The sequence below is a fragment of the Mediterranea sp. ET5 genome (assembly GCF_023337025.1).
GTDB lineage: Bacteria > Bacteroidota > Bacteroidia > Bacteroidales > Bacteroidaceae > Phocaeicola_A.
In genome coordinates, this window is the sequence record NZ_JAMBLN010000009.1 from 55,132 (window position 1) to 80,963 (window position 25,832).

The following is a 25,832-nucleotide window of genomic DNA, read 5'->3' on the forward strand; positions in this document are numbered from 1 at the left end:
GAATAATTCTCGGGATGACCATATAAAGTATGGGAAATTCGCCCCTTGGGCCGACAGGAAGTTACCCAGGAGCGACTATCGCTTGTCAATCGTCCAGATACCCCTGCTTCTTCAGCTCCACGGCTGCCTCCTCAAGTTCGTGGTACCAGTCCTCACCGAACTTGCGGATGAGGGGCTCGCGCAGGAAGCGGTACACCGGGACGCCTTTCTTCCGTCCCAGCTCCACGGCGGCACGGCAGACGTCCCAGCGGTGGTAGTTGACCGCCTTGTAGGGACCGTAGTCGCCGATGCGGATGGGGTAGAGATGGCAGGAGATGGGTTTGTAGAAACTGATGCGTCCTTCGCGGTACGCCTTCTCCAGGGCACAGTAGCAACAGCCCGACTCGTCGTAGCAGGTGAACACACAGTCCTTGCCGTTCACAATGGAGGTCACGAGGTCGCCTTCCTCATCGACATAGACCACGCCCTGGCGGTCGATGACGGCACGTGCTTCGGGTGAGAGGTCGTCCCACACGGCGGGCAGGGAGGCTTCGAGCGCCTCCACTTCACCGGTCTCCACGGGAGCGCCGGCATCGCCTTCGATGCAGCAGGCACCCTTGCAGGCGCCCAGGTCACAGAGGAACTTTTCACGGAACACATCGAGGCTCACGATTACATCGTCTATCTGTATCATTTCTTCGGATTCTTCGGGTGACAGGGATGCACAGCCACGGATGCAAACGGCGCGGATGGCACGGATTCTTCCTTCCCGCCCAAGTGAAGGGGAACAAGGAATCCGCGTCATCCGCGCCGGCTGTATGCAGGGGAACGGGCACGGGGCCCGTCCTCCGCGCATCCCTACAGGACGGGATGAATTACTTGATAAGGTCGCGACCGGTCATCTCCTTCGGCTGGGGCATGCCCATGATGTGCAGGATGGACGGTGCCACGTCGGCGAGTACGCCGTTCTCCACGCGGGCGTCCTTGCGCTCCGTCACATAGACGAAGGGGACGGGGTTGAGCGAGTGGGCGGTGTTCGGGGTGCCGTCCTCGTTGAGGGCATGGTCGGCGTTGCCGTGGTCGGCGATGATGATGACTTCATAGTCGTTTGCCTTGGCTGCCTCGACGGTGTCGCGCACGCAGTTGTCGATGGCGACGACTGCCTTCTCGATGGCCTCATACACGCCGGTGTGTCCCACCATGTCGCCGTTGGCGTAGTTCACCACGATGAAGTCGTACTTCTGTTCGCCGATGGCTGCCACCAGCTTGTCCTTCACTTCGTAGGCGCTCATCTCGGGCTTGAGGTCATAGGTGGCTACCTTCGGCGACGGCACGAGGATGCGGTCTTCCCCCTTGTAGGGTTCTTCGCGTCCGCCGTTGAAGAAGAAGGTCACGTGGGCATACTTCTCGGTCTCGGCGATGTGCAGCTGCGTCTTGCCGTTGTTCGAGAGATACTCGCCCAGCGTGTTCTGCACGTTCTCCTTGTCAAAGAGGATATGGACGCCCTTGAACGAAGCGTCGTAGGGGGTCATGCAGTAGTATTGCAGACCGGGGATGGTGTGCATGCCTTCCTCGGGCATGTCCTGCTGGGTGAGCACGATGGTCAGCTCCTTGGCGCGGTCGTTGCGGTAGTTGAAGAAAATCACGGCGTCGCCTTCCTTGATGGTGCCGTCGAAGGTGCTGTTCACGATGGGCTTCACGAACTCGTCGGTCACGCCTTCGTCATAGGATTCCTGCATTGCCTGCACCATGTCGGCAGCCTGCTTTCCGGTTCCGCTGACGAGCATGTCGTAGGCTTCCTTCACACGTGCCCAACGCTTGTCGCGGTCCATGGCATAGAAACGTCCCACGATGGAGGCTATGCGTCCGGCTGAAGCCTGGCAGTGTGCGGTGAGCTGTTCGATGAAGCCCTTGCCGCTCTTCGGGTCGGTGTCACGGCCGTCCATGAAGCAGTGGATGAAGGTGTGCTCCTCCAGCCCGTACTCCTTGGCGATGTCGCAGAGCTTGAACAGGTGGTCGAGTGAGCTGTGTACACCGCCGTTGGAGGTCAGTCCCATGAAGTGGATGTTCTTGCCGTGCTCCTTGGCGTAGGTAAAGGCAGCCACTACCTGCGGGTTCTTCAGGATGCTGCCGTCGGCACAGGCACGGTTGATTTTCACAAGGTCCTGATAGACGATGCGTCCGGCACCGATGTTCAGGTGGCCCACCTCGGAGTTACCCATCTGTCCGTCGGGCAAGCCTACGTTCTCGCCGCTCGCCTGGAGCTGGGAGTGCGGATAGGTTGCCAGGAGCGAGTCCCAATAGGGAGTCGGGGTGTTGAAGATCACGTCGTCTTTCCGGTGGTCGCCGCAGCCCCATCCGTCGAGAATCATCAAAAGCGCTTTTTTAGCCATAATCATATCTGTTTTAGAGTTATTCTGTATTGACGCCGCAAAGTTACGCAAAATAGGCGCATCGGCGTGCATGTCTTAACGTGCATTAGCGAAAAAGCACGTCCGTCAGCCGATAGGTAAGCATCGGAGGGTGATGAAAAAGCCGCCGGATGGATTAGGAAAGCGAATCCGGAGGATAGGAAACAGCCGAACGGACGAAAGTTCCGATTTTTGCGTCCGAATATAATCGGGACGGAACACGTGAGGGAGTGCCCTCCGCAGAGGCGTTCCGTCCACCTAATCAAACACCACTATGCACATCAGAATCAGACTTATCACTTATGGATGGATGCTCCTGTGCCTGCTGGCGACAGCTTGCACAAGCATCGGTTTCGAACTGCCGCAGGGTCCGCAGGGACCGGACGGCAAGTCCGCTTATGACCTTTGGAAAGAGGAGGTGAAAGCGGGACGTATCAACTGGCCCGGGGACCGGACGACCCCTGCGGACTTCTTCGTCTTCGTCAAGGGCGAGAAGGGCGACCGGGGAGCGGACGGACAGTCTGCCTACGAGCTGTGGAAGCAGCTCATCGCACAGGGTACGGTCGTCAACCCGCACGACGGGTCACAGACGTGGCCTGCCTCGAAGAACAGCGAGGCGGACTTCTGGGACTTTATCAGCGGACGCGACGGACAGACACCTCACGTGGGCAGCAACGGCAACTGGTTCATCGGCGCTACGGACACCGGCGTGAAGGCGACGGGCAGGGACGGGCGTGATGGACGCGACGGACTGGACGGCAAGGACGGCCTCTCGGCTTACGAGCAGTGGCGACAGCTCGTCGGACAGGGTGCCACCGACTGGCCCAAGGACCAGACGTCGATGAATGACTTCTTCCTCTTCCTGAAGGGGCGCGACGGCGCCAACGGCATCACACCCCACGTGGGCACCAACGGACACTGGTTCGTCGGCTCGACGGATACCGGAGTCACCGCGCAGGGACCGAAGGGAGACAACGGTACGAACGGACGCGACGGCAAGGACGGACTGTCCCCCTACGTCGGTACGAACGGAAACTGGTGGGTGGGAACGACCGACACCGGCGTGGCTGCGAAAGGCAAAGACGGACGTGACGGGCGCGACGGCACCGACGGACGGACCCCCGTCATCCGCGACGGGCACTGGTGGATAGGCGACACCGACACGGGCATCGCCGCACAAGGCGTCCGTGGAGAGAAAGGCGAAAAGGGTGACCCGGGAGAGAAGGGAAAGGACGGACGAGACGGAAAGGATGGAGCGAACGGACGTGACGGGCGCGATGGCACCGACGGACGGACGCCCTTCATCCGCGACGGACACTGGTGGATCGGCGACACCGACACGGGCATCGCCGCACAGGGCGTCCGGGGAGAGAAAGGCGAGAAAGGTGACCCGGGAGAGAAGGGAAAGGACGGACGCGACGGAGCCGACGGCAAAGACGGACGTGACGGCACCAACGGCACGAACGGACGAGACGGACAGAACGGACGCGACGGAGTCTCGCCCCACATCGGCGACAATGGCAACTGGTTCATCGGGACTACCGACACAGGTATCGCTGCCCGCGGACAGAACGGCAACGACGGGGCTGCCGGAGCGTCGGCGTATGAGCTCTGGCAGCAGGACGTGAAGAGCGGAAAGGTACATGACAAGGAGGGTCAGCCGTGGAGCAAGGACCGCACCACGATGGCGGACTTCTATGCCTACCTTTCGGGTGCGGACGGACATGACGGACGCGACGGCATCAACGGCAAGTCTGCCTACGAGCTGTGGAAGGAAACCATTGCCACCGGACAGGTGGACGACCCCAAGACTCCGGGCACGAAATGGCCCGCGGAACGGAACACCGAGGCGGACTTCTTCAACTTCCTCGCCGGACGCGACGGTGTGGACGGCACCAACGGGCGCGACGGACTAGACGGCAAGGACGGTGCGAACGGACTCTCTGCCTACGAGCTGTGGAAGGCGGACCTCGCCAAGCGGTGCGGGACACCGGAAGCACTGACCGACCACCGCGACGGCAGCAAGTGGGACTGTGAGCGTAACTCGCTCGACGACTTCTACGAGTTCCTGCGGGGTGCCGACGGCGCGGACGGGAAGGACGGCAAAGACGGTCGTCCAGGTGAACCAGGCAAGCCGGGAGCCGAGGTGACCATCATCCAGGGCGTACCCAACGTCATCGCACAGTACTCCCAGTCGGAGTTCGGCGAGTATGTGCGCACGACCGACGGCGGTGTATTATATAAGGTATACGACGAGCGGGGGCAGCTGGCGCCTCATGCCAAGGTACAGGGGCTGCCGGGCATCGACCCCGGGAAGGAGTACACCAGCAACGAGCAGGGAGAGTTCATCGTTCCTCGGGAAGACCTGCCGGAAATCCAGGAGCTCGACAGCCGCTGGGGGACGACCCGCTCGGTGACCCTCGCAGGCAAGCCGGCGCAGGAGTCCGCCCGGAACACCTACGTCCCCAACCGGGTACACATGCGGATGGTGCCCCAAAGCAAGACACCGTCTGTGGACTACCAGCTGAACATGAGCTTCCGCATCCAGCGGCGCATCAACCCGGACGACGAGTGGCAGAACCTCCCCTCCTACTTGCCCAACTCGGGCAGCCTGCACCCGGAGACCTTCCGTGTTGCCGACAAGGACGACCCCCGCAGCCTGCTCGCCGACCGTCCGGTTTACTGCAGCAACTCAACGTCGTCCAGCTCCGGCAGCTACATCTACAACTGCTACCCCTACCGCTACGTACAGGAGAACCCTGCCAACCAGAAGAACAGCCAGAAGGAGTACTGGGACGGGACGGATGTCTACCTGACGGTCAAGAACCGCGAAGCCTACTACGGGGAGAAATTCCAGTGGAACGGCGTGGCGCTGCTGCCGCCCTACCAGCTGGGTCCCCGTCTGAAATCGCTCAAGCTGAAGACGAAGAGTGGTGAGACCCCCACGGTGTTCCTGTCAGCGGAAGGGGAACTGGACTTCTCCCACATGGACCTGACGCGCCTCTACAAGTCGTCGACCCGGTACACCCAGCGTCCCGACGGCTCGGACTTCATCGAACCCATCCTGTACACCGAGAAGGAAGCGCGGAAGCTCAAGATGGCGTATGTCTCCTTTAACTTCAGCTCGTCGGCAGGCACGCAGGAAGCGTCCAGCACGAACAACCGTTCGTCCGCCGACGAACCCACGTTCAAGGTGCTCACCCCGTACCTGAACTCGACCATCTACATCAAGTACGATAGCTATCACCAGTTCAAGGGGTTCACACAGGGCTACCTCCGCCCGGGGACGGAGGAAGGCACCTATCGTGTCGAGCCCTACCAACCGGCATACACCCTCCCCGAAGTCACTGTAACCTATGAAGAATAACCCTATGAACAGACTACTCATACCTACCCTTTCCGCTGTCCTGACCTTCCTCCTGCTGTGCACCGCCCTCCCTGCCGTGGCACAGCAGGCGGACGGGTGCGACAGCATCTCCCGGCACCGCAAGGCCTGGGAAATCGGCGTCGGCATCCACGGAATGCAACTGACGCGCTTCAACGTCACCGGCTTCAGTCCCGGCAGCAACGGCGGCTACCGCATCGACACGGACAAGCGCGACGTCCTCTTCGGCGGACACCTGTACCTTGCCCGCGAACTGAACTCCCACTTCTTCCTGGACCTGCAGGGCAACGCCGACTTCACCGCAGACCCCGTCCGCGGCGGCAAGGAGAAACGCTGGACCGCCATGGCAGGGATGGGCCTGCAGTGGCGGCTGGGCGAATACTTCCGCTCGCCCTACATCGACCCCTTCCTGCGTGCCGGGGCGAACTACCTGTACAAGAACTTCACCGTCGGCTACAACGGGCTGGAACGCCTCAACGCCGAAGAGATGAAGTGGGACCTCGCCAACGACTTCGACAAGGAGGGCAGCGACCGCCGTCACCTCCTGCCCCTCTCGGTGGGAGCAGGCGTGAACCTCTGGCTCAACGACCGGCTGGGACTCGGGCTGCAGGCTGACTACCTCGTCATGCCCTACCGCCGCGTCGCCAATGCCTGGCAAGGCAACGTGCGCCTGCTGTGGCGCATCGGCGGCAAACGGAAGCGTCCGGCGCCGGAGGTGCGTTATGTCGACCGCATCGTGGAGAAGGTCATCGAGAAGCCCGTCATCGTGGAACGCGTCAAGGAGGTCCCGGCACGTATGGACCTCGGCGAGCTCTTCGCCGGCATCTACTTCGACTTCGACCGTGCCGACATCACACCGGCATCGGCGGCGGTGCTCGACCGCATCGCACGCATCCTGTGTGCCGATACCTCGCGGCGCTACCTCATCACGGGGTGCACCGACGCCCGCGGCTCGCTGGCATACAACGCCGCCCTGTCCGAACGCCGTGCGCGTGCCGTCGTACAGGCACTGACGGAACGCGGCGTCCCGGCACAGATGCTGAAGGCATGCGGCGTCAGCAAGAAGATAGCCCATGCCGCCCCGGAAACGTCCGACCGCGTGCGTGAGGGCGACCGCAAAATCCTCGTCGAACTGATAACCAACGACGAATATTGGGACCACCTTCCAATGGACAATTGACAATGGACCATTGACAATGCGCCGTGCGGTGTTGGACCGCCAGCCGCCAGGCGGTGGATGCAGGGGCGACCGGTCGGGTCGCCCGGTCCACGCCCGTTGGACGGGTCCATCCGTTACCGGAAAACTTTTTTGAAAATGGGACGCGGAGTTTTTTCTCTCCCGTCCATCGGGACGCTTTTGCAAGTCCCTGTGTATCAATACCCATTTTAAGAGCTTCGTACGGACGCGTCCGCAGCGTCGTACGGACGTGTCCGCACGCTCGTGGCGACGTGTCCGTACGACGGTAACGACACGTCCGTACGAACGTATTTATCCGGGCTGGAAAACTCGTTGCAAAAAATCTTCCTTCTTTCTGCTTTGTCCTTCCCGAAAAAGCCCTATCTTTGCCGTCGAATTGGTTCCTGCTGCCCAGGCACACGGGCAGAGGATTAAAAGGGAATCGGGTGAAAGTCCCGAACAGTCCCGCTGCTGTGAAGCTCCATTTCAAACGTCTTGATAATTACTCACTGCCACTGATGCACCGTGCGTCGGGAAGGCTTCAAGACGGGAGTCAGTCAGAAGACCTGCCATCATTCATTCAGCCATCCGGGCTCCGGGGATAGACGGATGTCGCGCTAGAACTTATTCGTACTTTTTAGAACATTTGGACTATGTGTAGGCAGACTACGATGAAACGTGCTGCCGGACGGTTGTGTGTATTTCTCGTGACGGGCACGTGGCTGCTTCCGTCGGCACGGGCACAGAGCCGCCTCGACAGCCTGCAACGGCTCGACGAAGTGGTCATCGAGGCACAGACGCCTGTGAAGGAGGTCATCCCGGCACAGCGGCTGGCCGGCGACGGACTGCAACGCCTGGGTGCGCACAGTGTCGCCGATGCCATCCGCTACTTCTCCGGCGTGCAAATCAAGGACTACGGAGGGGTGGGCGGACTCAAGACCGTGAACATCCGCAGCATGGGGACGAACCATGTGGGCGTGTTCTACGACGGCATCGAGCTGGGCAACGCGCAGAACGGCGTGGTGGACCTGGGACGCTTCTCGCTCGACAACATGGAGGCGGTGACGCTCTACAACGGACAGAAGAGCGCCATCTTCCAGCCCGCCAAGGACTTCAGCTCCGCCGGGAGCATCTACTTGCAGACGCGGACGCCCTTCTTCCGCGAGGGCGAGCGGCAACACCTGAAGGCGACGCTCAAGGGCGGCTCCTTCGGCACCGTCAATCCCGCCCTCGTGTGGGACCGCAAACTCTCCGACCGGCTGAGCACGTCGCTCAGCGGCGAATACCTCTACACCACGGGGCGCTACCGCTTCACCTACCGCGTTGCCGACAGCTATGACACCACGGCGGTGCGGCGCAACGGCGACGTGCAGGCGGTGCGGCTCGAAGGGGGGCTCTTCGGCTCCCTGCCACGGGGCTACTGGCGGACGAAGGCGTACTTCTACCGCTCCGAGCGCGGCTACCCGGGCGCCGTGGTGAAGAACAAGTTCAGCCACGAGGACCGTCAGTGGGACATGAACGCCTTCGCCCAGGGGACCTACAAGCAGGACTTCGCACGCTACAGCCTGCTGCTCAATGCCAAATATGCCTACGACTACCTGCACTACCTCGCCGACCCCAACCGCGACGCGGCACTGATGTACATCAACAACCACTACCACCAGCGGGAGCTGTACCTCTCCGCCGCCCAACGCTATGCCCTGACGGACCGCTGGGACGTCAGCCTCTCGGCGGACTACCAGATGAACGCCCTCAACGCCGACCTGGTGGACTTCGTCTATCCGCGCCGGCACACGGGACTGGTGGCTGCCGCGACCTCGCTCCGCGTGGGACGGGTGGACCTGCAGGCGAGCGTGCTGGGCACGTTCATCACCGAGCGGGTGAAGAGTGGCTCCGCTTCCGCTGAAGACCGCCACGAGTGGACCCCCACTGCCGTGCTGGCATGGCGCCTGACGGACGAGTGGACCGCACGCGCCTTCTACAAGCGCATCTTCCGCATGCCGACCCTCAACGACCTGTACTACACGTTCATCGGCAACGTCAGCCTCAACCCGGAGTTCACCAGCCAGTACAACGTCGGCGCGACCTATGCACGCACGTTCAGCGGCCGTTGGCTGCGCCGCGTGGAGGCACAGGCGGACGTCTACTATAACGAGGTGGAGGACAAGATTGTCGCCATGCCCACGTCGAACTTCTTCCGCTGGACGATGGTCAACCTGGGCAAGGTGGAGATACGCGGCATCGACGTGGCGGCACAGGCCGACTGGCTGCTGCCGGGCGGTGTCTCGCTGACGTCGCGCCTGAACTACACCTTCCAACGCGCACAGGACTTCACCGACCCCGACGACTCCTACTACGGCGGACAGATTCCCTACATCCCGCGCAACAGCGGGTCGGCAACGCTCCAGGCAAACTGGCGGCGCTGGGAGGCGAACTACAGCTTCATCTATACCGGCGAACGCTATTCGTCGCGGGCGAACATCCCGGCGAACTACGTCCTGCCGTGGTACACGAGCGACTTCTCCGTGGCGCGGAACATCCCGCTGCACCGGGGCACGCTGAAGTGCACGCTGGAGGTGAACAACCTCTTCAACCAACAGTACGAGGTGGTGATGAGCTACCCCATGCCGGGCACGAACGTCAAGGCCATCGTGCAGTATGCGTTCTGACCCCGGACGAACTTTACCGAACAGACCGATAGGAACATGAAACAGATAACGACTTACAGCATGTTGCTCCTGCTCTGCCTGCTGGCAGGCTGCCGGGGCGACATTCCCTTCCTCCACAGCGAGGAAGAGCAGCTCCAGCCGGTGCAGCACCGGCACATCCGTGGATTCTTCCTCCTCAACGAGGGCAACATGGGCAGCAACAAGGCGTCGCTCGACTTCTTCGACGCCGGGACCGGCAAGTACCAGCGCAACATCTACCCCACGCGCAACCCGGGGATTGTCAAGGAGCTGGGCGATGTGGGCAACGACATCGCCATCTACGGCAGCAAGCTCTACGCCGTCATCAACTGCTCGCACTACGTCGAGGTGATGGACGTGCACACGGGGCGGCACGTGGGCAGCATCGACGTGCTCAACTGCCGCTACATCGTTTTCCACGACGGCAAGGCGTACATCAGCTCGTATGCCGGCCCCGTGCAGATTGACCCGAACGCCCGTCCGGGCAAGGTTGTCGAGGTGGACACCACGAGCCTGAAAATCACCCGGGAGGTCGTCGTCGGCTACCAGCCCGAGGAGATGGTCATTACCGGCGGGAAGCTCTACGTCGCCAACTCCGGCGGCTACCGCTATCCGAACTACGACACGACCGTGTCCGTGGTGGACCTGCGGACGTTCGCCGTGGACCACACCATCGACGTCGCCATCAACCTGCACAGGATGGCGCTCGACCGCTACGGGCGCATCTACGTCTCGTCGCGCGGCGACTACTACGATGTGAAGGCGGACGTCTATGTGGTCGACACGCAGACCGACCGCGTGACCCGCCGCCTGGACATCCCTGCCAGCGAGATGTGCCTGGTGGGCGACTCGCTCTACATGACCGCCGTGGAGTGGAGCTACGTGACGCAGAGCAACACCGTCTCCTATACCCTCTACGACGTGGGACGGCAGGAGGTGGTGACGCGCAACTTCATCACCGACGGGGCGGACCGGCAAATCAAGATACCCTACGGGGTGGCGGTCGACCCGGAGACGCGCGACGTCTATGTCTGCGACGCCAAGGACTACGTCACCCCCGGCACGCTCTACTGCTTCTCGCCCGCCGGGAAGCTGCGGTGGAAGGTCACCACGGGCGACATCCCGGCACACTTCGCCTTCACCACCGTACCGCTGGAGGACGTCGGGAACTGAATACGGACAAATCACTCAATAACCTGTAAACTATGAATAGAATCTTCAGACCGGCACTGTGGACCGCCGCCCTCTCGGGCGTCCTCCTGACAGTTGCCGTGACCTCCTGTAGCGAGGACGAACCGGCACCCTACGTGCTGCAACAGACGGATGTCACCATCACAGAACCTGAAGGCGGCTTCCACCTTTATGTCGACGAACTGCTGCGCATCGACGTGCAGACGGTCTCGGACTTCGGGCTGACCTATGCCTGGACGCTCAACGGCGAGAGCATCCCCGGCGGCAAGCGACTGGAGTACATGTTCTCCGAAATCGGCGAATACGAACTGGTGCTGACCGTCAGCCAGGGGAATATCAGCTACAGCTACCCGGTCAACGTCAGCGTGTCCCTCGAACGACCCGACAATCCCGATGAACCGGAGACCCCGGGTGACTCCACCCCCAAGACTCCATACATCACCAAGGTGTTCGACTTCCTGCCCGCCGTGGGACAGTTCACCAACACCCTGCCCGAATACGAGGAAGGCGACACACAGAAGACCATGAACGAAAAGGTGCTCCGCAGCATCGGCAACAACCGCAAGGGGATGATTTCGCTTGGCGGCTTTGGCGGCTACGTCGTGGTGGGCTTTGACCACACCATCGAGAACAAGGCAGGGCTGCGCGACTTCCGCGTGCTTGCCAACGCTTTCCAGGCAGCCGCCAACCCGCGCCCCAATGCACCGATCGGCGGCAGCTGCGAGCCGGGTGTCATCATGGTCGCCTACGACAAGAACCACAACGGATACCCCGACGACGACGAATGGTACGAGATTGCCGGAAGCGCCCACGAGGACGTCACCCGGGAACCGTGGTACCAGCTTGCCAGAGACAACAAGAACGACGTGAACCTCTACCGCAACTATGAGATTACCTATTACCGTCCGTCGAAGGAGCCTGCCTCGACTGCCGAGTGGGATACCTACATCCGCTGGGAGGACAATCAGGGACACTCGGGCTACAAGGTGAAGAACCAGTACCACAAGCAACCCTACTTCCCCCTGTGGTATCAGGGCGACAAGCTCACCTTCCGCGGCACCTGTCTTCCGCAGAACGGCATCAACGAAGCCACCGAAGAGACCGTGGGCGGCATGTACTATGTGCTCTACCGCTTCCGCTACGGGTACGCCGACAACGCCCCCAACGGCGACGACGACTCCGCCATCGACATCGACTGGGCAGTGAACAGCTACGGTCAGCGTGTCAAGCTTCCCGGCGTGGACTTCATCAAGATTTATTCGGGCGTGAACCAGGAGAACGGCTGGCTGGGCGAATGCTCCACCGAGGTGCTAGGGGTGGAAGACCTGCACCTGCTGGGCGTCTCCATCGCCTCGGGACATTAACTGGCGGACGGACACACCGTGCGCTCCTGCTGACTGAATCATAAACCATCAAAAGAACATACAATGAAGAAACAATCGAAACTGGCGTGCACACTGCTCATCCTGTGCACAACCTTTGCCTGGACGGGATGTAGCGACGACGACAACCCTATCCGCAACACTCCGACCGAAGACCCCACTCCCGCAGAGCCTGCGAACCCCGACCCGCATGCCGGCCATCGCGCCGAGGGCTTCTGGATTGTCAACGAAGACTGGTTCGGGCACGACAACGGCACGGTGAACCGCTTCAAGCGCACCGGATACACCACCCTCGAACCTGTCTACCGGGCTTACCGGGCAGCCAATGACGGGGAGACCTTCGGCGTGACCACCCAGTTCGGTGCCATCTGGGGCGACAACTTCTACTTCACCTCCAAGCAGGGCAACCGCCTCGTGGTGGCTGATGCCCGGACACTGAAGAGGAAAGCCGTCTTCACGGAAATCGGAGGAGACGGACGCGCCTTCGTGGGACTGACCGACCGGAAAGCCTACGTGGGACACAACCGGGGCATCGCCGTGTTCGACATCCCCTCCCTCACCATCACCCGTCAGCTGGAGGGCATCAGCAGCCAGACCGGCGACATGCGCCTGGCAGCCGGCAAGGTGTTCGTGGTGACACAGAAGGAAGGCTTGTGCGTGGTCGACCCCGTGACCGACCAGGTGCTCCAACGCATCGACGGGAAGTTCTACGCACTGACCCGCAGCCTCGACGGACGCATCTGGGTGGCAGGGAAGGACGGCTTCCTCGTCATCAACCCCGAGACCATGCAACAGACCACACGCCCCTACCCCGACGAAGCCGCCATCGGCAGTCCGTGGGGAGCATGGAGGGCAGGCAGCCTCTGCGCCTCGACCCATCACAACGTGCTCTACTGGATTGGTGGCGGCGGCATGGTCAGCAGCGGCAGCATACTGTACAAATATGAGGTGGACAGCGGGACAGCCAAGCCTGTCTTCGAGACCGGACAGACCGAGAAGGGCGATGAGCTGATGTTCTACGGCACCGGCGTCCGTGTAGACCCCTGGACCGACGAGCTGGTAGTGACACTGAAACAAAGCGGCTATGGCGTGAACTATGCCTACAACTGGGTGTGCGTGCTCGATGCCGACGGCAAGGAGGTGCTCCGTCTGCCGCTCAAGGGCGACAACGGGCTGGGCTCGGAGTGGAGCACCGTGAACAAGCAGGAGAACTGGGACGACAAGTACTTCTGGTTCCCGGCACTGCCCGTGTTCGAGGATGCCTGCAAGCCGGAGTTCACCGCCGACAACATGGGACTGACGGCAGGCCACAGCGGAGAGTTCGACCTGAACGACTACGTGAAGGATGACGACAACATGCCGCTCGACATGCAGTTCAGCGTGCAGGCCCCGGCGAACTTCCCCGCCAAGCTGACCGTGGACGGACACCGCCTGAAGGTGGAAGCAGGAAACCGGAAGGGCACCTTCACGTTCACGCTCGTAGTCCTCTCGAACGGCGTCCGTGCCGAGAAGGAGATGAAGCTGAACGTCGGCTGATGCCACTCCCCACACCACAACGGGGAAACAGATAAACAAAGAACGGGCGTGTGTCTGTGTGCATGAAAGCACTACGACACACGCCCGTTCCGGCATTACCGGCCACCCGGAGGAATAAGCTCCGTCCGGTGTCCGTCAAAGTATCTCGTCGATGCGGTCGGCAGTGGGACGTGCCACGACTGCCTTGTCGCCCTTGATGACGATGGGACGTTCGATGAGGCGGGGATTCTCCACCATCACGCGAATCAGCTCGTCCTCGCTCAGCTTCAGCCCGGCGAAGCGTTCCTTCCAGAGCGCCTCTCCTGTGCGGACAATGCTCTTGGCAGGTACTCCCAGCTTACGCAGGACGTCGCGCAGTTGTTCCTCGGTGACACTCCCGTCGAGGTAGTTCACCACATTCAGTTCTTCACCCTTCTCCTTGAGATAGGTCATGGCAGCACAGCTCTTGCTGCACCGCGGATTGTGAAAAATGGTAATCATAGTGCGTCTAGGTTTTATGAGTGAAACGTCAGCGGCAAAGATACGCATAAGTCGGCAAACTGCCACACTCCCGCCTCATTTGACCAGGTATTTCTCCATGCCGGGCGAATACTCGGTGCGGTAGGCACCCGTACTGTCGGCGTAGATAAAGAAGTACTCCAGCTCGGGATGACGTGCGTGGAGCGCCTTGGCTCCCTCCCGTCCCAGCGCCATGCATGCCGTGGCATAGGCGTCGGCTACGATGCAGTCCCGCGCGATGATGGTCGCACTCAGGATGTCGCCCCCGGCGGGATATCCGGTCTTGGGATTGATGGTGTGGGCGTACTTCTTGCCGTCCTTGATGTAGAAGTTGCGGTAGTCGCCCGAGGTGGCAAGGCCTACGCGCTCGCCCAGCTCGATGACCTGCTCGATGTCCGTATTCAGCTGCGTGGAGTCGTCGACGGGACGGTTGATGCCAATGTGCCAGGGCAGCCCCTTGGCATTCCTTCCCTTGGCGGTCATTTCGCCGCCTATGTCCACGAGATAGTCTTCGACACCGAGGCTGTCGAGGCGTGCGGCAATCAGGTCGCAGATGCACCCGTCGCCCACTGCGGAGAAGTTGAGCAGGAGGCGCGGGTCGTCCTTCACCACCCGGTTGCCTTCCAGGCGTACCTTCTCATAGCCCACGAAGGTCTTCAGGCTGTCAATCATTGCAGGCGTGACCTCCCCCATGTTCTTGAAGCCGAAGCCCCAGGCATTGATGAGCGGAGCGCAGGTGATGTCGAACATGCCGTCGGTCTGCCGCGACACCTCCTCCGCCACCCGGAAGGCATGGATGAAGATGGAGTCGACCTCCATGTTGCGGTTGGTGTTGACGGCGCTGACGATCGAGAGCGAGTCGAAGGGGTTGAGCGAATGGTAGAAACGGCGGATCTCACCCCGTATCTCGTCGTCCAGCGTACGGTCGTAGTTGTAGGTGATGCGATAGTAAGTGTGGGTGTGTCCTTCGGTGACACGGTACTGCCGCGGCGGTGTGCAGGCACACACGGCTATCAGCAGCAGAAGGGATGCAAGTAGTTTCATTGGAACGATTCTGATTGGGTTCAATAACAGTGGTCGGCGGCAATTCTTCCGCTTATCCGTGGTAAAGGTAGGCAGATTCTGAGACGCAGGCAAACGGACGGCGGAATATTGCGCCTCAACGGGCGGATTCCTGCACTTCCTGACGCAGGAAAGCCGTGATGTCTCCGCCGTCGGGGACACCCAGCTTCTTGCGGACATCCGTCTTGCACTTGTGGACGGAAAAGACGCTCTGCATCCACACACCGGCTATCTCGTCGGTACGGAAGCCGGCCGTCAACAGGCAGCAGAGCTGCACCTCCTTCTCCGTCAGCGAAGGGTAGAGGCGGACGAGCTGCGTGTAGCACCCGTCGAAGAGGAAATCGATGTGGCGGTAGAACAGGTCCCAACGGGTAAACGGGACATCGGCATCCTCCGATGGGGCAGAACGGTCGGACACCTGCTTCGCCTCCTGTCCCTTCTCCTGACGGAGGCTCCGCCGCGCCATCAACTCCCTGAAGAGCTGCAAGTCGCAGCGGACCAGTTCCTTCATCTCCTCGCTTGCCGTCTCGAAGCGTTCCCGTTCACCGACGCTTTGCCGGAGCGATGCATGGCGGTGCCTCTCCCGTCGGTACCGCCACGTCTGCACCACAAGCCCGGCAAAGAGCAACACTGCCACACCCGCCGGTGGATGTCGGCGAGCAGGTAGAGCGTCTCGAGCTGTTGCTGTGCCTTGCGGGCGGAACGGAAGATGGCAAGGCACTGTTCCAGCCGTTCCCTGTCGGGCACTGTTCCATAGACGGTATAGACCTGTGCCAGCGTGCGGACGAGAAAATCGGTAGCCGAGGCTTCATCGGTGATGGGACGGTCGGCAAGGAAGTCCTTTGTCATGCGGACGAGCAACAGTTCGGGATTGTTTTCGAGGATGAGCACCTTGTCATCGAAGGCGGGATCGTCCTTGAACGGACGTCGGTCACACCCGATTCCCACGAAGAGGAGTGCGACCAGCAGGGAGAGCGGGAAAAGAGTTTGTTTCATGGCGCAAGGTTTAGGAGTTTCTGCCACAAAAGAAACCAAAAGTCACGGGATTGGCAAGGGACACCCCGTGCTTCCGCTACTTGGTGTTTTTGTGGCATTTCACTTGGTGTTTTTGCGCCATTTCACTTGGTGTTTTTGCGGTAATGCGTCAAACAACACTGAATTCACCAGCTCTGATAACACGAGGTCACTATAAGGATTGAGAAGAAAATCAATCGGCATTCCCTTATTGGACCGGGCGACCAGACCGGTCCAATGCAACGTCCAACAACCAATCAACAACCATTCAAACCATGTTCAACAACCGTTCAAACGCATTTCGAACGATTCATTGTCCACCACCATGTATAAATGCAGGGCAAACAATCAGGATTGGACCAGGCGCGTTTGACAAAATGTCAAATGAAGGGCTCTACAGGGGCAATGCTTACGCCAAAGGACGAGTGAGCGCGCAAAGAAAGGATTCTGGAGCGTTTCGCAAAATACACATTGATTCGGGAAGGGGGATTTTCCTGTTATTTGGATAGGGAAGATTTAGAGAGAGCAGCCTCATGCATAGGGGATGCACTCAACCGCACTCTTTTTAATAGTTTCAAAATCAGTCTCCCGTTCCACCTTCTGGAAGACGAAACCCGGAATTCAAACACTTCGTTCTCCAAATATTTGACTTCGACACCTCAAACAATATTGTTTGGAGGCGGAAACTATATTGTTTCATGTCTCAAACAATATAGTTTGGCTCGCGAAACAATATTGTTGCGGGCACGTTTTGCCAATATTCCGAGAACGGAATGTATAGTTTTCTAAAATCAAAGGCTGATTCCGCGATTTTCGGTAACATCTGTTAGCAGTTGGCTTCTGGTTTGAGCGGAATTGGGAAAGTACGCGTTAGCGCAAAAGTGGCTTTTGAAGGACTTTGTCAAGCATTTCACGGGCATTGGTTGCATGCTGATACAGGGACCGAGCGTACATAAAAAATAATGCGTGCACGGCATCACTGCCCCACACGCATTGTACTTTTCACCCACATTTTTGGAATGTAAAGGAAAGATGCCGGACGAGCCGGCTCTTAACTAGATAGAAATATAAGCCTAATGTTATAACTGATCCTTGGTTGTATATGTTTGAATAAGTCTTTCTCTTATTCTTCTGTTTTGACGATGCAAAGGTAGTGAGCGGCAGGGGGTCCGGCTGTGTAGATTTGCATTTTCTTGTGGGTAGATTTGGGTCAAATGCCCGAAATCCACTTTGCATAGCGGTCAAGGACGCGTTGCGGGGCATTGGTGTACCAGGAATAACCGCCACGGCGTTCCTTTTCAATCTCGGCAAGGGTGGCATGTTTCACCCCGTCGCGTCCGCAGAAGAAGGGCTTGCCGGTTTCGAGGTCATAGAAACGTGCCCAAAGGACATTGCCCGGGGCGGAGACAACACGGGCGTCGCCCTTGGGACTGCCGTCCGGAACGCGTTCCACCCGGATGTCCTTCACGGCATAGGTCTCAAACCACGCCACGGCTCCCTTGACAGCTGCGACAATCTCGGGCGAAGGATGGGGAATGGACATGAGCAGCGCCACGATGGAGGCGGACTCTGCACCGCTGAACGAAGCCAGTTCGTAGGCACGTGCAGGAGCCGGGGCAAAGGTGTGCTCGTCGTGCTGGGCACACCAGACCGTCGGCTTGCCGTCGACACGGATCTGGGTCTTGAGGATGCAGCCGATGCCTTTGTCAAACGAGGCGCGTGCCTGCTGACTGCCATACCACTCGTCGGGCATGCGGTCGGCTACTTTCTTCCAGGAGAAATTCCGGATGTCGGGACTGTCTTGTGCCTGCACGGGCAGCAGCCAGGCGAACAGGCAACAGAGGAGGGAAAGGATTTGTGTTTTCATATACGTCGGTTGTTAAGTATCCAAAGTCATTTACATTTACAAAAATACATTAATATCGCAGGCAAAATGGGGTATTTTTGTGTTTTTTATGTGTAGATTTGTGGACAAACACATCTAAAGACACCGACGAGGCTGTGCCTGCACAGCGCGGTACTCATCCTGCGGGAGCAGGGGATGCGGGTGAAGCCGGCTTAGTTGTTTCCAAGTTGCCGACGGCAGGTATCCGCGTCCCGTTTCCGCCGGAATGGGTTCGGCACGGCTTCCCGACAACTACTCATCCCCATGAGACGACTGTTAACCTTCCTGCTCCTGACCTTGTCCGTCCTTGCCGGCACGATGCCTGCCGGTGCACAAGGTTCCTACGTCCCCACCCTCTATGATACCACCAACGGACTGCCTCAGCAGACCATCAACGTCACCATCCAGGACAAGCAAGGCTACCTGTGGTTCGGCACCTCGAACGGGTTCAGCCGCTTCGACGGGGCGCACTTCACCAACTACCGCCTGGAGGACAGCGACAGCATCGGGATTGCCAACAACCTCATCACCTCGCTGCGGGAGGACAGCCGCCGCTACATCTGGCTCACCAACGACAACCGGAGGACCGTCCGCTTCAACCCCTACACGCGCCGGTTCTTCCCCCTGCCCGACTCGCTGGGGACGGTCAAGAGTCTCCAGCTCCTGCCCAACGGCGACATCTGGCTTCACCTGGACAACGGACGGCTGGTGCGTGCCCGCTACGGCGAGGGCGAACAGCTCGACTATGAGACGGTGCTCGACTATGAGACGGTGCTCGACTATCCGCCGGGCGACGACACGGACATCGTCATGGTCTCGAACGACCGCGAGCACCACGTCTGGATTCTCTCCCGGCGGGAGTTCCTCGACTATGACGAGCAGACGGGCAAGCTCACCCGCCATCCCCTGGGGACGGACGACCGCTACTACAGCATGCGCAAGCGGCTCAACCTGTTCCAGATAGGCAGCGACCACGGCAAGGTCTACATCTACCGGAACAGGGAGCGGCAGCACTCGCTCATCCGCCTCGCCACGACGGACAACATCGTCCGCATCAAGGCATACACCGACACGAAGTCGCTCTACATGACCGGGAGCGACGGCTTCTTCCTCCACGACCTGGAGTCGGGGCGGGCACTCCACTACTCCGCCTCACAGCCTGCCCCGCGACGGTTGGAGAGCAACCATATCGGCGACTGCTACGTCGACCAGGACAAGAACATCTGGGTGACCTACCTCGACAACTCGTTCATCACCTGCCTGGAGCCGGACAAGGAGAGCCAGCGCCGCTTCCGTCTGCTGGACCGCCACCGCCGCACCATCGACACCCGCAACAAAATCTCCATCTTCGAGGACCGCAACCAGCGCATCTGGTTCTATGCGCCCGACAAGGCGCTCAACTACTATGACATGGAGAACCACGAGCTGTTCCCCCTCATCCTGCCTGCCACCCAGGGCATGCCCGACTTCACCGAGCCGTCCTCCCTCTATGTCGACAAGCAACGCAACCTCTGGCTGGGCAGGGCGAACAAGGGCGTGCTGAAGCTCACGTTCAAGAGCAACCATTTCGACCTGCTCTCGCCCGACCCCACCGACCTCTACAGCAACGCCAACCGTACGCGCGGACTCTGTGCCGACAGCCGGGGCAACCTGTGGATGGGCGCACAGGACAGCACCATCCATCTCTTCGACACACGCACGCGCCGCTTCCGGGGCTACTTCTCCGCACAGGGGACCGTCACGCCGCAGCGGAGTCCCGTGGGACGTGCCAACGCCATCCTGGAGGACCGGGAAGGGAACATCTGGATAGGCACCGACGGGAGCGGCCTCTTCAAGGCGACACCACTCGCCGGAGGGCGTTACCGGGTAGAGCGGTTTGTCCACCGGACGGACGACCCGGCATCGCTCAGCGACAACCGCGTGACCTTCCTGCTGGAGGACAGCAACGGACGCATCTGGGTCGGCACGGCAGGGAACGGACTCAACGCCGTCGGACGCGGGGCGGAGGGGCAGACCGTCTTCTTCCACCCGGGACACCGGCTGACGCACTATCCTGCCGCTTTCCGCCAGATACGCTGCCTGTGCGAAGACGGACGGGGACACATCTGGATTGCCACGACACAGGGGCTGCTGCGCTTCCGTCCCGAACAGAACGCGCCCGAGTCGGTCGTCTTTGAGGACCTGCATACGCTGGCGGCAAAACGGGGCGCCTTCAACACCAACTCCGTCTTCTTCATCTACCGTTCCGGAGACGGCACGCTCAACCTCGCCACCTTCGGCAAGGGGCTCTTCCGCCTCTCTCCCGACGGGACCCTCGCGAACTACACCACACGCGACGGGCTGCCCTCCGACGTGCTCTACACGATGCAGGAGGACGGCAACGGCTGCCTGTGGCTCGCCACGGAGGGCGGGCTGTGCAAGTTCGACCCGCAGGCACGGACGTTCGACACCTTCGACGACCGCTTCTTCCCCTCTCCCCTCACCTTCTCGGACAACGATGCTGCCGACGACGGGCACGGCAGGCTCATCTTCGCCACCGACCGCGGACTGCTCGCCTTCCGTCCGGGTGACATCGAGAAGGACACGTTCAAGCCCAACATCGTGCTGACCGCCTTCTCGGCAAACGACAGTCCCGTGACCGACGCCAACGGACAGCCCTACGCCTTCGGCAACAACCGGACGGTGACGCTCAGCCACGACCGCAACTCGTTCAACCTCCTCTTCCGGGCACTCGACATGAACTTCCCCGACCGCCTGCAATACGCCTACAAGCTCGACGGCTTCGACGACTGGCACTATGTGGGCAACGAGCCGAAGGCGGTCTACACGAACATCCCGCCGGGCGACTACACCTTCCGCGTGCGCTCCACGAACAGCGACGGACGCTGGATGGACAACGAGAGCTGCCTCCACATCCGTGTGCTGCCCTCGTTCTGGGGCTCGCCGGGAGGCATCGCGCTCGCCATCGTCCTCTTCCTTGCCGCGACGACGGGGGCAGGCGCCATCGTGCTGGGACACTACAAGCTGAAGCAGCGCATGCTCCTCGAGCAGAAGCTCGCCAAGGTGAAGACCGACTTCTTCACGAACATCGTCCACGAGATGCGTACGCCGTTTACCCTCGTCGTGTCGCCGTTGGAGAACGTCCTCGAACAGCCGGAGCTCTCGCCCCAGGTGCGCCAGAACCTGGAAATCATGCAGAAGAACACCCGCCGCAGCATCCGCCTCATCAACCAGATACTCGACTTCCAGAAGGTGACCAGCGGCAAGATGCACCTGACGGTGCGCCGCGTGGAGCTGCGCGCCTTCTTCGAACAGCTCCTGCGCTCGTTCGCCGGACTTGCCGAGAGCGAGGACACCCGGCTAGAGCTGCAGATGAAGGCTCCCTCGCTCACGGTCTGGGCGGACGCCGACAAGCTGGAAAGCGTCTTCTTCAACCTCCTTTCAAACGCCTTCAAGTACTCCCCGCGCGGGAAACGCATCACGGTCGCCGTCGAGGAGCACGGGGAACACATCACCGTCCGTGTCATCGACCAGGGCTACGGCATCCCCGAGGAACGGCAACCCCACCTCTTCGACCGCTTCGAGAGCTTCGTGCAGCGGCAGGCATCCCGTGTGCCGACGACGGGCATCGGACTGTCGCTCATCAAGGAGCTGGTCGAGCTGCACCACGGACACATCAGCGTGACCAGCAGCGTGAACAACGGCTCGACCTTCACCGTGGAGCTGCCCAAGGGCAGGGACCACTTCGGCCCCGACACGGAGTTCATCCTCGAGGACGGCGATGACACCGACGAACCGGCAGTCCCCGCTTCCGACACGTCCGGAGAAGACGCCGACGCCACCCGTCCGCTCCTGCTCATCGTCGAGGACAATGCCGAGCTGCGCGGCTTCCTCGAGTCCACCTTCTCGACCGGCTACCGCACCCTGACGGCAGCCAACGGCGAGGAGGGCTTCCTCTGTGCGGTGAGCCACAACCCGGACCTCGTCATCAGCGACATCCACATGCCGGTGCTCAGCGGGACGGAGATGTTCAAGATGCTCCGCCGCAATCCCGCCACCAGCCACATCCCGGTCATCCTGCTGACCAACGAGTCGAGCGCCGAGGGCGAGGTGGAGAGCCTCAACCTGGGCGTGGAAGCATACGTCCCGAAGCCGTTCAGCTCGAAGGTGCTCCGGGCACAGGCGGACAACATCGTCCGTGGCAGACGCCGCCTGCAGGAGCTGTACCGCTCGCAGTTCATCTACCCCGAGACGGACGCTACCCCCGACGACACCGCTCCCGACAGCACCCTGCCCCCGGCCGAACAGGCATTCATCGACCGGATGACAGACCACATCGGCTCGCACCTCGGCTCGCCCGAGCTGAACGTGGAGAGCCTGGCACGCGAGATGGGCGTCAGCCGCTCGGTGCTGTTCAAGAAGACAAAGGCGCTCACAGGATTGTCGCCCGTAGAGCTGATACGCGACCTGCGCTTCCGCAAAGCCGCCGAACTGCTGGAGACGGGCAACCAGACGATGACGGAGATAGCCTTCCTCACCGGCTTCTACGACTCACACTACTTCAGCAAGTGCTTCAAGCAGGTCTACGGCATGTCCCCGTCGGAGTATCGGAAGATGAAGAACGAGGAAGCACGCTCCTGATACTCACGGGGTGCGGGAGAGACACGATACAAACCGGGGATAAACAGACCAAAGTATTATACTTTGGCAGCCTAAGTATTATACTTAGGGGGTCTAAGTATTATACTTTGGTCCATCTATCCCCGGCTTGTAGCTTGCTTGTCCCCTGCCAGGACGAGCCTCAGGGCACATGCACAAAGAGAGGGTGTACCAAGGATGAGCGTCGGCTCACCTTGATACACCCTTTTTCAATCGTTTAGCCGTGTTCCGCCGGGTGGCGGAAGCAGCGTGTTATTTCCCTTCCAGACTCTGGAGGAGCTGTCCCATCATCATGATGGTCGACGGCTTCAGACCGGGGAGAATCGAACGAATGTACTTGGCTCCTTCTGCCAGCAGCGCCTTGTCGGTCGTGGCAGCGGGGAAGAGACGGGAGAAGTTGAGCAACACGAGGTTGAAGTCGTTCTCGTTCATCTCGGGCTGCTTCTCCTTCAGCAAGGCAAAGTAGGCAGCCTTGTCGCCCTGGGCATAGCACTCGATGAGGGCGAAGAGCGGAGCATACGGATAGGTCTTGTCCAGTCCGCAGTCGATGATGGACTGCTTCAGGGCACCGTAGGCGGCAGCGTCATACTTCCCTTCGGCAAACTGGAAGCCGGAGAGGTAGCTCACCAGCCCGGCGTGATAGAGCTTCTGGGCGTGCTCCTCGGCACGGGCACGGACGGCGGGATCAAACTCGCTGCGGTGTGCCACGAGGAAGTCTGCCTTCGGGTCATCGAGACGGATGGTGTAGCGCGAGAAGAGGAAGAAGTTCTCGGGAGCGAGCCGCTGTGCGTCCGTCAGCGAGTCAAAATAGGCGTTGACGATGCGGAAGCCCTCTTCCTCCTTGCCTTCCTCCATGAAGTGGAAGGCATAGGCGTTGACCAGCTCGGGGGTACGTTCGCCGGCATCGTAGCGCTTCTTCATGGCTTCGGGCGAAAGCTCGGGGTTGAGTTCGCTCTCAATCTTCGAGATGAAGTTGTCCGCGGTCATGGAGCCCTTGATGTCGAGCTTCACCTTCTTGTCCGTGTCGAGCACGAGGAAGGTCGGGTATGCCTTCACCTGGTAGGTGGCGGCGTCCGCCTTGCCCTCCTTCTCGGCATTGAGCTTGATGCAGACGAAACGGGCGTTGAAGTAGTCGCCCACCTTCTTCTGCGGGAAGACGGTGTTCGCCATCACGCGGCAGGGGCCGCACCAGTCGGTGTAGAAGTCGACGAACACGAGCTTGTTTTCCTTCTTTGCCTGCTCTACTGCCTGGTCGAGCGTGAGCGGGCGGAAGTTGGTCTGTGCCAGGCCGGGGATGGCCAGCAAGGCAGTAAAGAGAGTGATGAATAGCTTTTTCATTGTTGTTGAGTTGTTATCAATAATATCCTGATTCGTCGGCAAGGTCTCCGGCACTCTTCCACTGGATACCCTTCACGGTGGAGTTGATTTCCCATACCATGTCCTCATCCTCCTCAAACGGGATGTCGTTCGGGTCGGACGCGATGGTGAACCAGCTGAGGGTGCTCTTGCCGTCGCCTGCGGAGACAGCGATGTAGAACTTGTTGCGGGCGGTGGTCGACTCGGCATCGCGGTCGAGGAGGATGATTTCGCTGCCGTAGTCCTTCAGCAGGCGGCCGATGTTACGCTCCAGGTCGTACCCGTAGAGCTTCGAACCCACGGCATAGACCATCTCGGTCTCGTCGTCGGAGAAGGCATAGTGGCTCGCCTGTGCAAAGTCGGTAGCCACGCTCTGGTCAATCTCCGTGCTGAACCACTGGGAGGGGGAAGTGGTGCTCGACGGCTTGAACGAATAGGCGTACCACTTGTTCTGGTCGTCGGTCAGGACCACATACGAGTAGCCGGCGTTGCCGTTCTGTCCGAAGACGAGGCGGCGGTTGTCGGGATACTTGCTCTGGTCCCACTCGAAGGCTGCGCTTGCGCTCGCCTGGAGCTTCCGGCAGTAGGTCGCACTCGTCGGGCTGTTGCTGTTCGGACCGACGAAGGCCTGGCTGTCCATGTCATAGAAGATGGCGTTGAGGAAGAGCGACGACATGTAGGCTCCGTTAACCACGAAAGCCAGCCGGTAGGGCGTGAACAGTTCGGTGCTCGTGTTGCTGTAGCGGTTGATGGGGTTACCGAAAATCTGGTCGTTCGACATCATCGAGGTGACGTAGATGGCGTCGTCGGTGATGTATCCGCGCTTAGAGTCGCCTCGGCAACCGTAGCTGGCGTCATAGCGGGGGAACATGTCGATGACACGCATCGGGCGCTTCACGTCGAAGGTGGTCAGCATCTTCGAGTCAAGCGTGTTGTCCTCCAGCAGCTCGAAGTAGGAGCCGTTGGTCAGCGAGTACGACTGGTCGGCGGCGGTCAGCCACAGGTTCTGGTATTCGCCGTAGCGCGTCTGTCCGATGAAGACGAGCGACTCGGGCTCTCTGATGTTGGGGTCGGTGAAGACGTCCTCCAGCAGGATGGTGTCTTCCGCCATCGTGGTAATCATGTCCATCTTGACCGTGCCGTCGGTGCTCTCGCCGAGCACGAGGTAACCCGTCGTCATCTGGGAGAGGACGGCGAGCGAGCTTTGCTGGATGGTCTTCAGCCCCGTCTCCAGGTCGGTCACCTCCAGATAGAGCGTGTAGCTGCCCGGCAGCAGGGAGCCGTCGGCAACGTAGTCGAATTCGCGTTCCTCGCTCAGGTCTATCGTCTCGGACGCCATGCTCGACAGGTTGGTGATAATCTTCACATACCAGTGGTAAGCGTAGCGCGAGGGCTCGTTGGTCTCCGCCATCGTTCCGGTGACATCGGCAGAGATGTGTACGGGGTCACCCGCGAGATAGGCTACGTAGCCGTCTTCGTTACTCAGTGTAATCTCTACCTCGTTGATGGGCGAAAGGGTGTAGCTGCCCTTGTCGTCGACACACGAGGCAAGGCTGGCAGCGGCTGCCAGCAAGCAGGGATAAATATAGTTCTTCATAATCGTTTCTTAG

The 25,832-nt window shown here is 60.4% G+C and carries 15 protein-coding genes and 1 riboswitch; of the genes, 7 read left to right on the top strand and 8 right to left on the bottom strand.

The window, feature by feature from the left end:
* Positions 1–85: 85 nt before the first annotated feature.
* Together M3087_RS07100 and gpmI are read right to left on the bottom strand one after the other, a co-directional pair.
* Positions 86–673, bottom strand: a complete 588-nt coding sequence (locus tag M3087_RS07100; RefSeq protein ID WP_106483786.1) for a DUF3109 family protein — start codon at positions 671–673, stop codon at positions 86–88.
* Between the two features lie 181 nt (positions 674–854).
* Positions 855–2,372 carry a 2,3-bisphosphoglycerate-independent phosphoglycerate mutase gene (gene gpmI, locus M3087_RS07105; protein ID WP_022385817.1) on the bottom strand — a complete coding sequence of 506 codons (1,518 nt, stop codon included), beginning with the start codon at positions 2,370–2,372 and terminating at the stop codon, positions 855–857.
* Between the two features lie 292 nt (positions 2,373–2,664).
* Here gpmI and M3087_RS07110 point away from each other — a divergent pair, with 292 nt between their 5' ends.
* The 6 genes from M3087_RS07110 (at position 2,665) to M3087_RS07135 (ending at position 13,748) form a co-directional block, all read left to right on the top strand.
* Positions 2,665–5,757 (top strand): hypothetical protein, encoded by a 3,093-nt coding sequence (locus tag M3087_RS07110; protein ID WP_249094673.1) that lies wholly within the window; start codon positions 2,665–2,667, stop codon positions 5,755–5,757.
* A 4-nt stretch (positions 5,758–5,761) separates the two neighbouring features.
* Complete coding sequence (locus tag M3087_RS07115) at positions 5,762–6,955, top strand: OmpA family protein (RefSeq protein ID WP_249094675.1); 1,194 nt, start codon at positions 5,762–5,764, stop codon at positions 6,953–6,955.
* 378 nt (positions 6,956–7,333) lie between these two features.
* Positions 7,334–7,541: riboswitch (cobalamin riboswitch) on the top strand.
* 64 nt (positions 7,542–7,605) lie between these two features.
* Entirely contained in the window at positions 7,606–9,621 is a 2,016-nt protein-coding gene (locus M3087_RS07120; protein ID WP_410796918.1) for a TonB-dependent receptor, read from the top strand.
* A 36-nt stretch (positions 9,622–9,657) separates the two neighbouring features.
* Positions 9,658–10,812, top strand: coding sequence for a YncE family protein (locus M3087_RS07125; RefSeq protein WP_249094676.1), 1,155 nt, complete (start codon positions 9,658–9,660; stop codon positions 10,810–10,812).
* A 32-nt stretch (positions 10,813–10,844) separates the two neighbouring features.
* Positions 10,845–12,194: a hypothetical protein gene (locus M3087_RS07130; RefSeq protein WP_022385812.1), complete on the top strand. Its 1,350-nt coding sequence runs from the start codon at positions 10,845–10,847 to the stop codon at positions 12,192–12,194.
* A 63-nt stretch (positions 12,195–12,257) separates the two neighbouring features.
* Positions 12,258–13,748 (top strand): DUF5074 domain-containing protein, encoded by a 1,491-nt coding sequence (locus M3087_RS07135; RefSeq protein ID WP_249094678.1) that lies wholly within the window; start codon positions 12,258–12,260, stop codon positions 13,746–13,748.
* 135 nt (positions 13,749–13,883) lie between these two features.
* On the opposite strand, the gene arsC is transcribed toward M3087_RS07135, so the two are convergent.
* From arsC to pelA, 4 genes are all read right to left on the bottom strand, one after another.
* A complete protein-coding gene (gene arsC / locus M3087_RS07140) occupies positions 13,884–14,228 on the bottom strand; it encodes an arsenate reductase (glutaredoxin) (protein WP_022385805.1) in 345 nt (114 codons plus the stop codon).
* Positions 14,229–14,303: 75 nt separating this feature from the next.
* Complete coding sequence (locus M3087_RS07145) at positions 14,304–15,290, bottom strand: FAD:protein FMN transferase (RefSeq protein WP_249094680.1); 987 nt, start codon at positions 15,288–15,290, stop codon at positions 14,304–14,306.
* 115 nt (positions 15,291–15,405) lie between these two features.
* On the bottom strand, positions 15,406–15,945 hold the full coding sequence (locus M3087_RS07150) for a helix-turn-helix transcriptional regulator (RefSeq protein ID WP_249094681.1): 540 nt from the start codon (positions 15,943–15,945) through the stop codon (positions 15,406–15,408).
* A 1,587-nt stretch (positions 15,946–17,532) separates the two neighbouring features.
* Positions 17,533–18,189 (bottom strand): pectate lyase, encoded by a 657-nt coding sequence (pelA, locus tag M3087_RS07155; protein WP_249094683.1) that lies wholly within the window; start codon positions 18,187–18,189, stop codon positions 17,533–17,535.
* A gap of 282 nt (positions 18,190–18,471) precedes the next feature.
* Between pelA and M3087_RS07160 the strand changes: the two genes are divergently transcribed.
* Complete coding sequence (locus M3087_RS07160; RefSeq protein WP_249094685.1) at positions 18,472–22,848, top strand: hybrid sensor histidine kinase/response regulator transcription factor; 4,377 nt, start codon at positions 18,472–18,474, stop codon at positions 22,846–22,848.
* A gap of 270 nt (positions 22,849–23,118) precedes the next feature.
* On the opposite strand, the gene M3087_RS07165 is transcribed toward M3087_RS07160, so the two are convergent.
* Both M3087_RS07165 and M3087_RS07170 read right to left on the bottom strand, forming a co-directional pair.
* Entirely contained in the window at positions 23,119–24,204 is a 1,086-nt protein-coding gene (locus M3087_RS07165; RefSeq protein WP_022383904.1) for a thioredoxin family protein, read from the bottom strand.
* 16 nt (positions 24,205–24,220) lie between these two features.
* On the bottom strand, positions 24,221–25,819 hold the full coding sequence (locus M3087_RS07170) for a PKD-like family lipoprotein (RefSeq protein ID WP_249094688.1): 1,599 nt from the start codon (positions 25,817–25,819) through the stop codon (positions 24,221–24,223).
* Positions 25,820–25,832 lie beyond the last annotated feature (13 nt).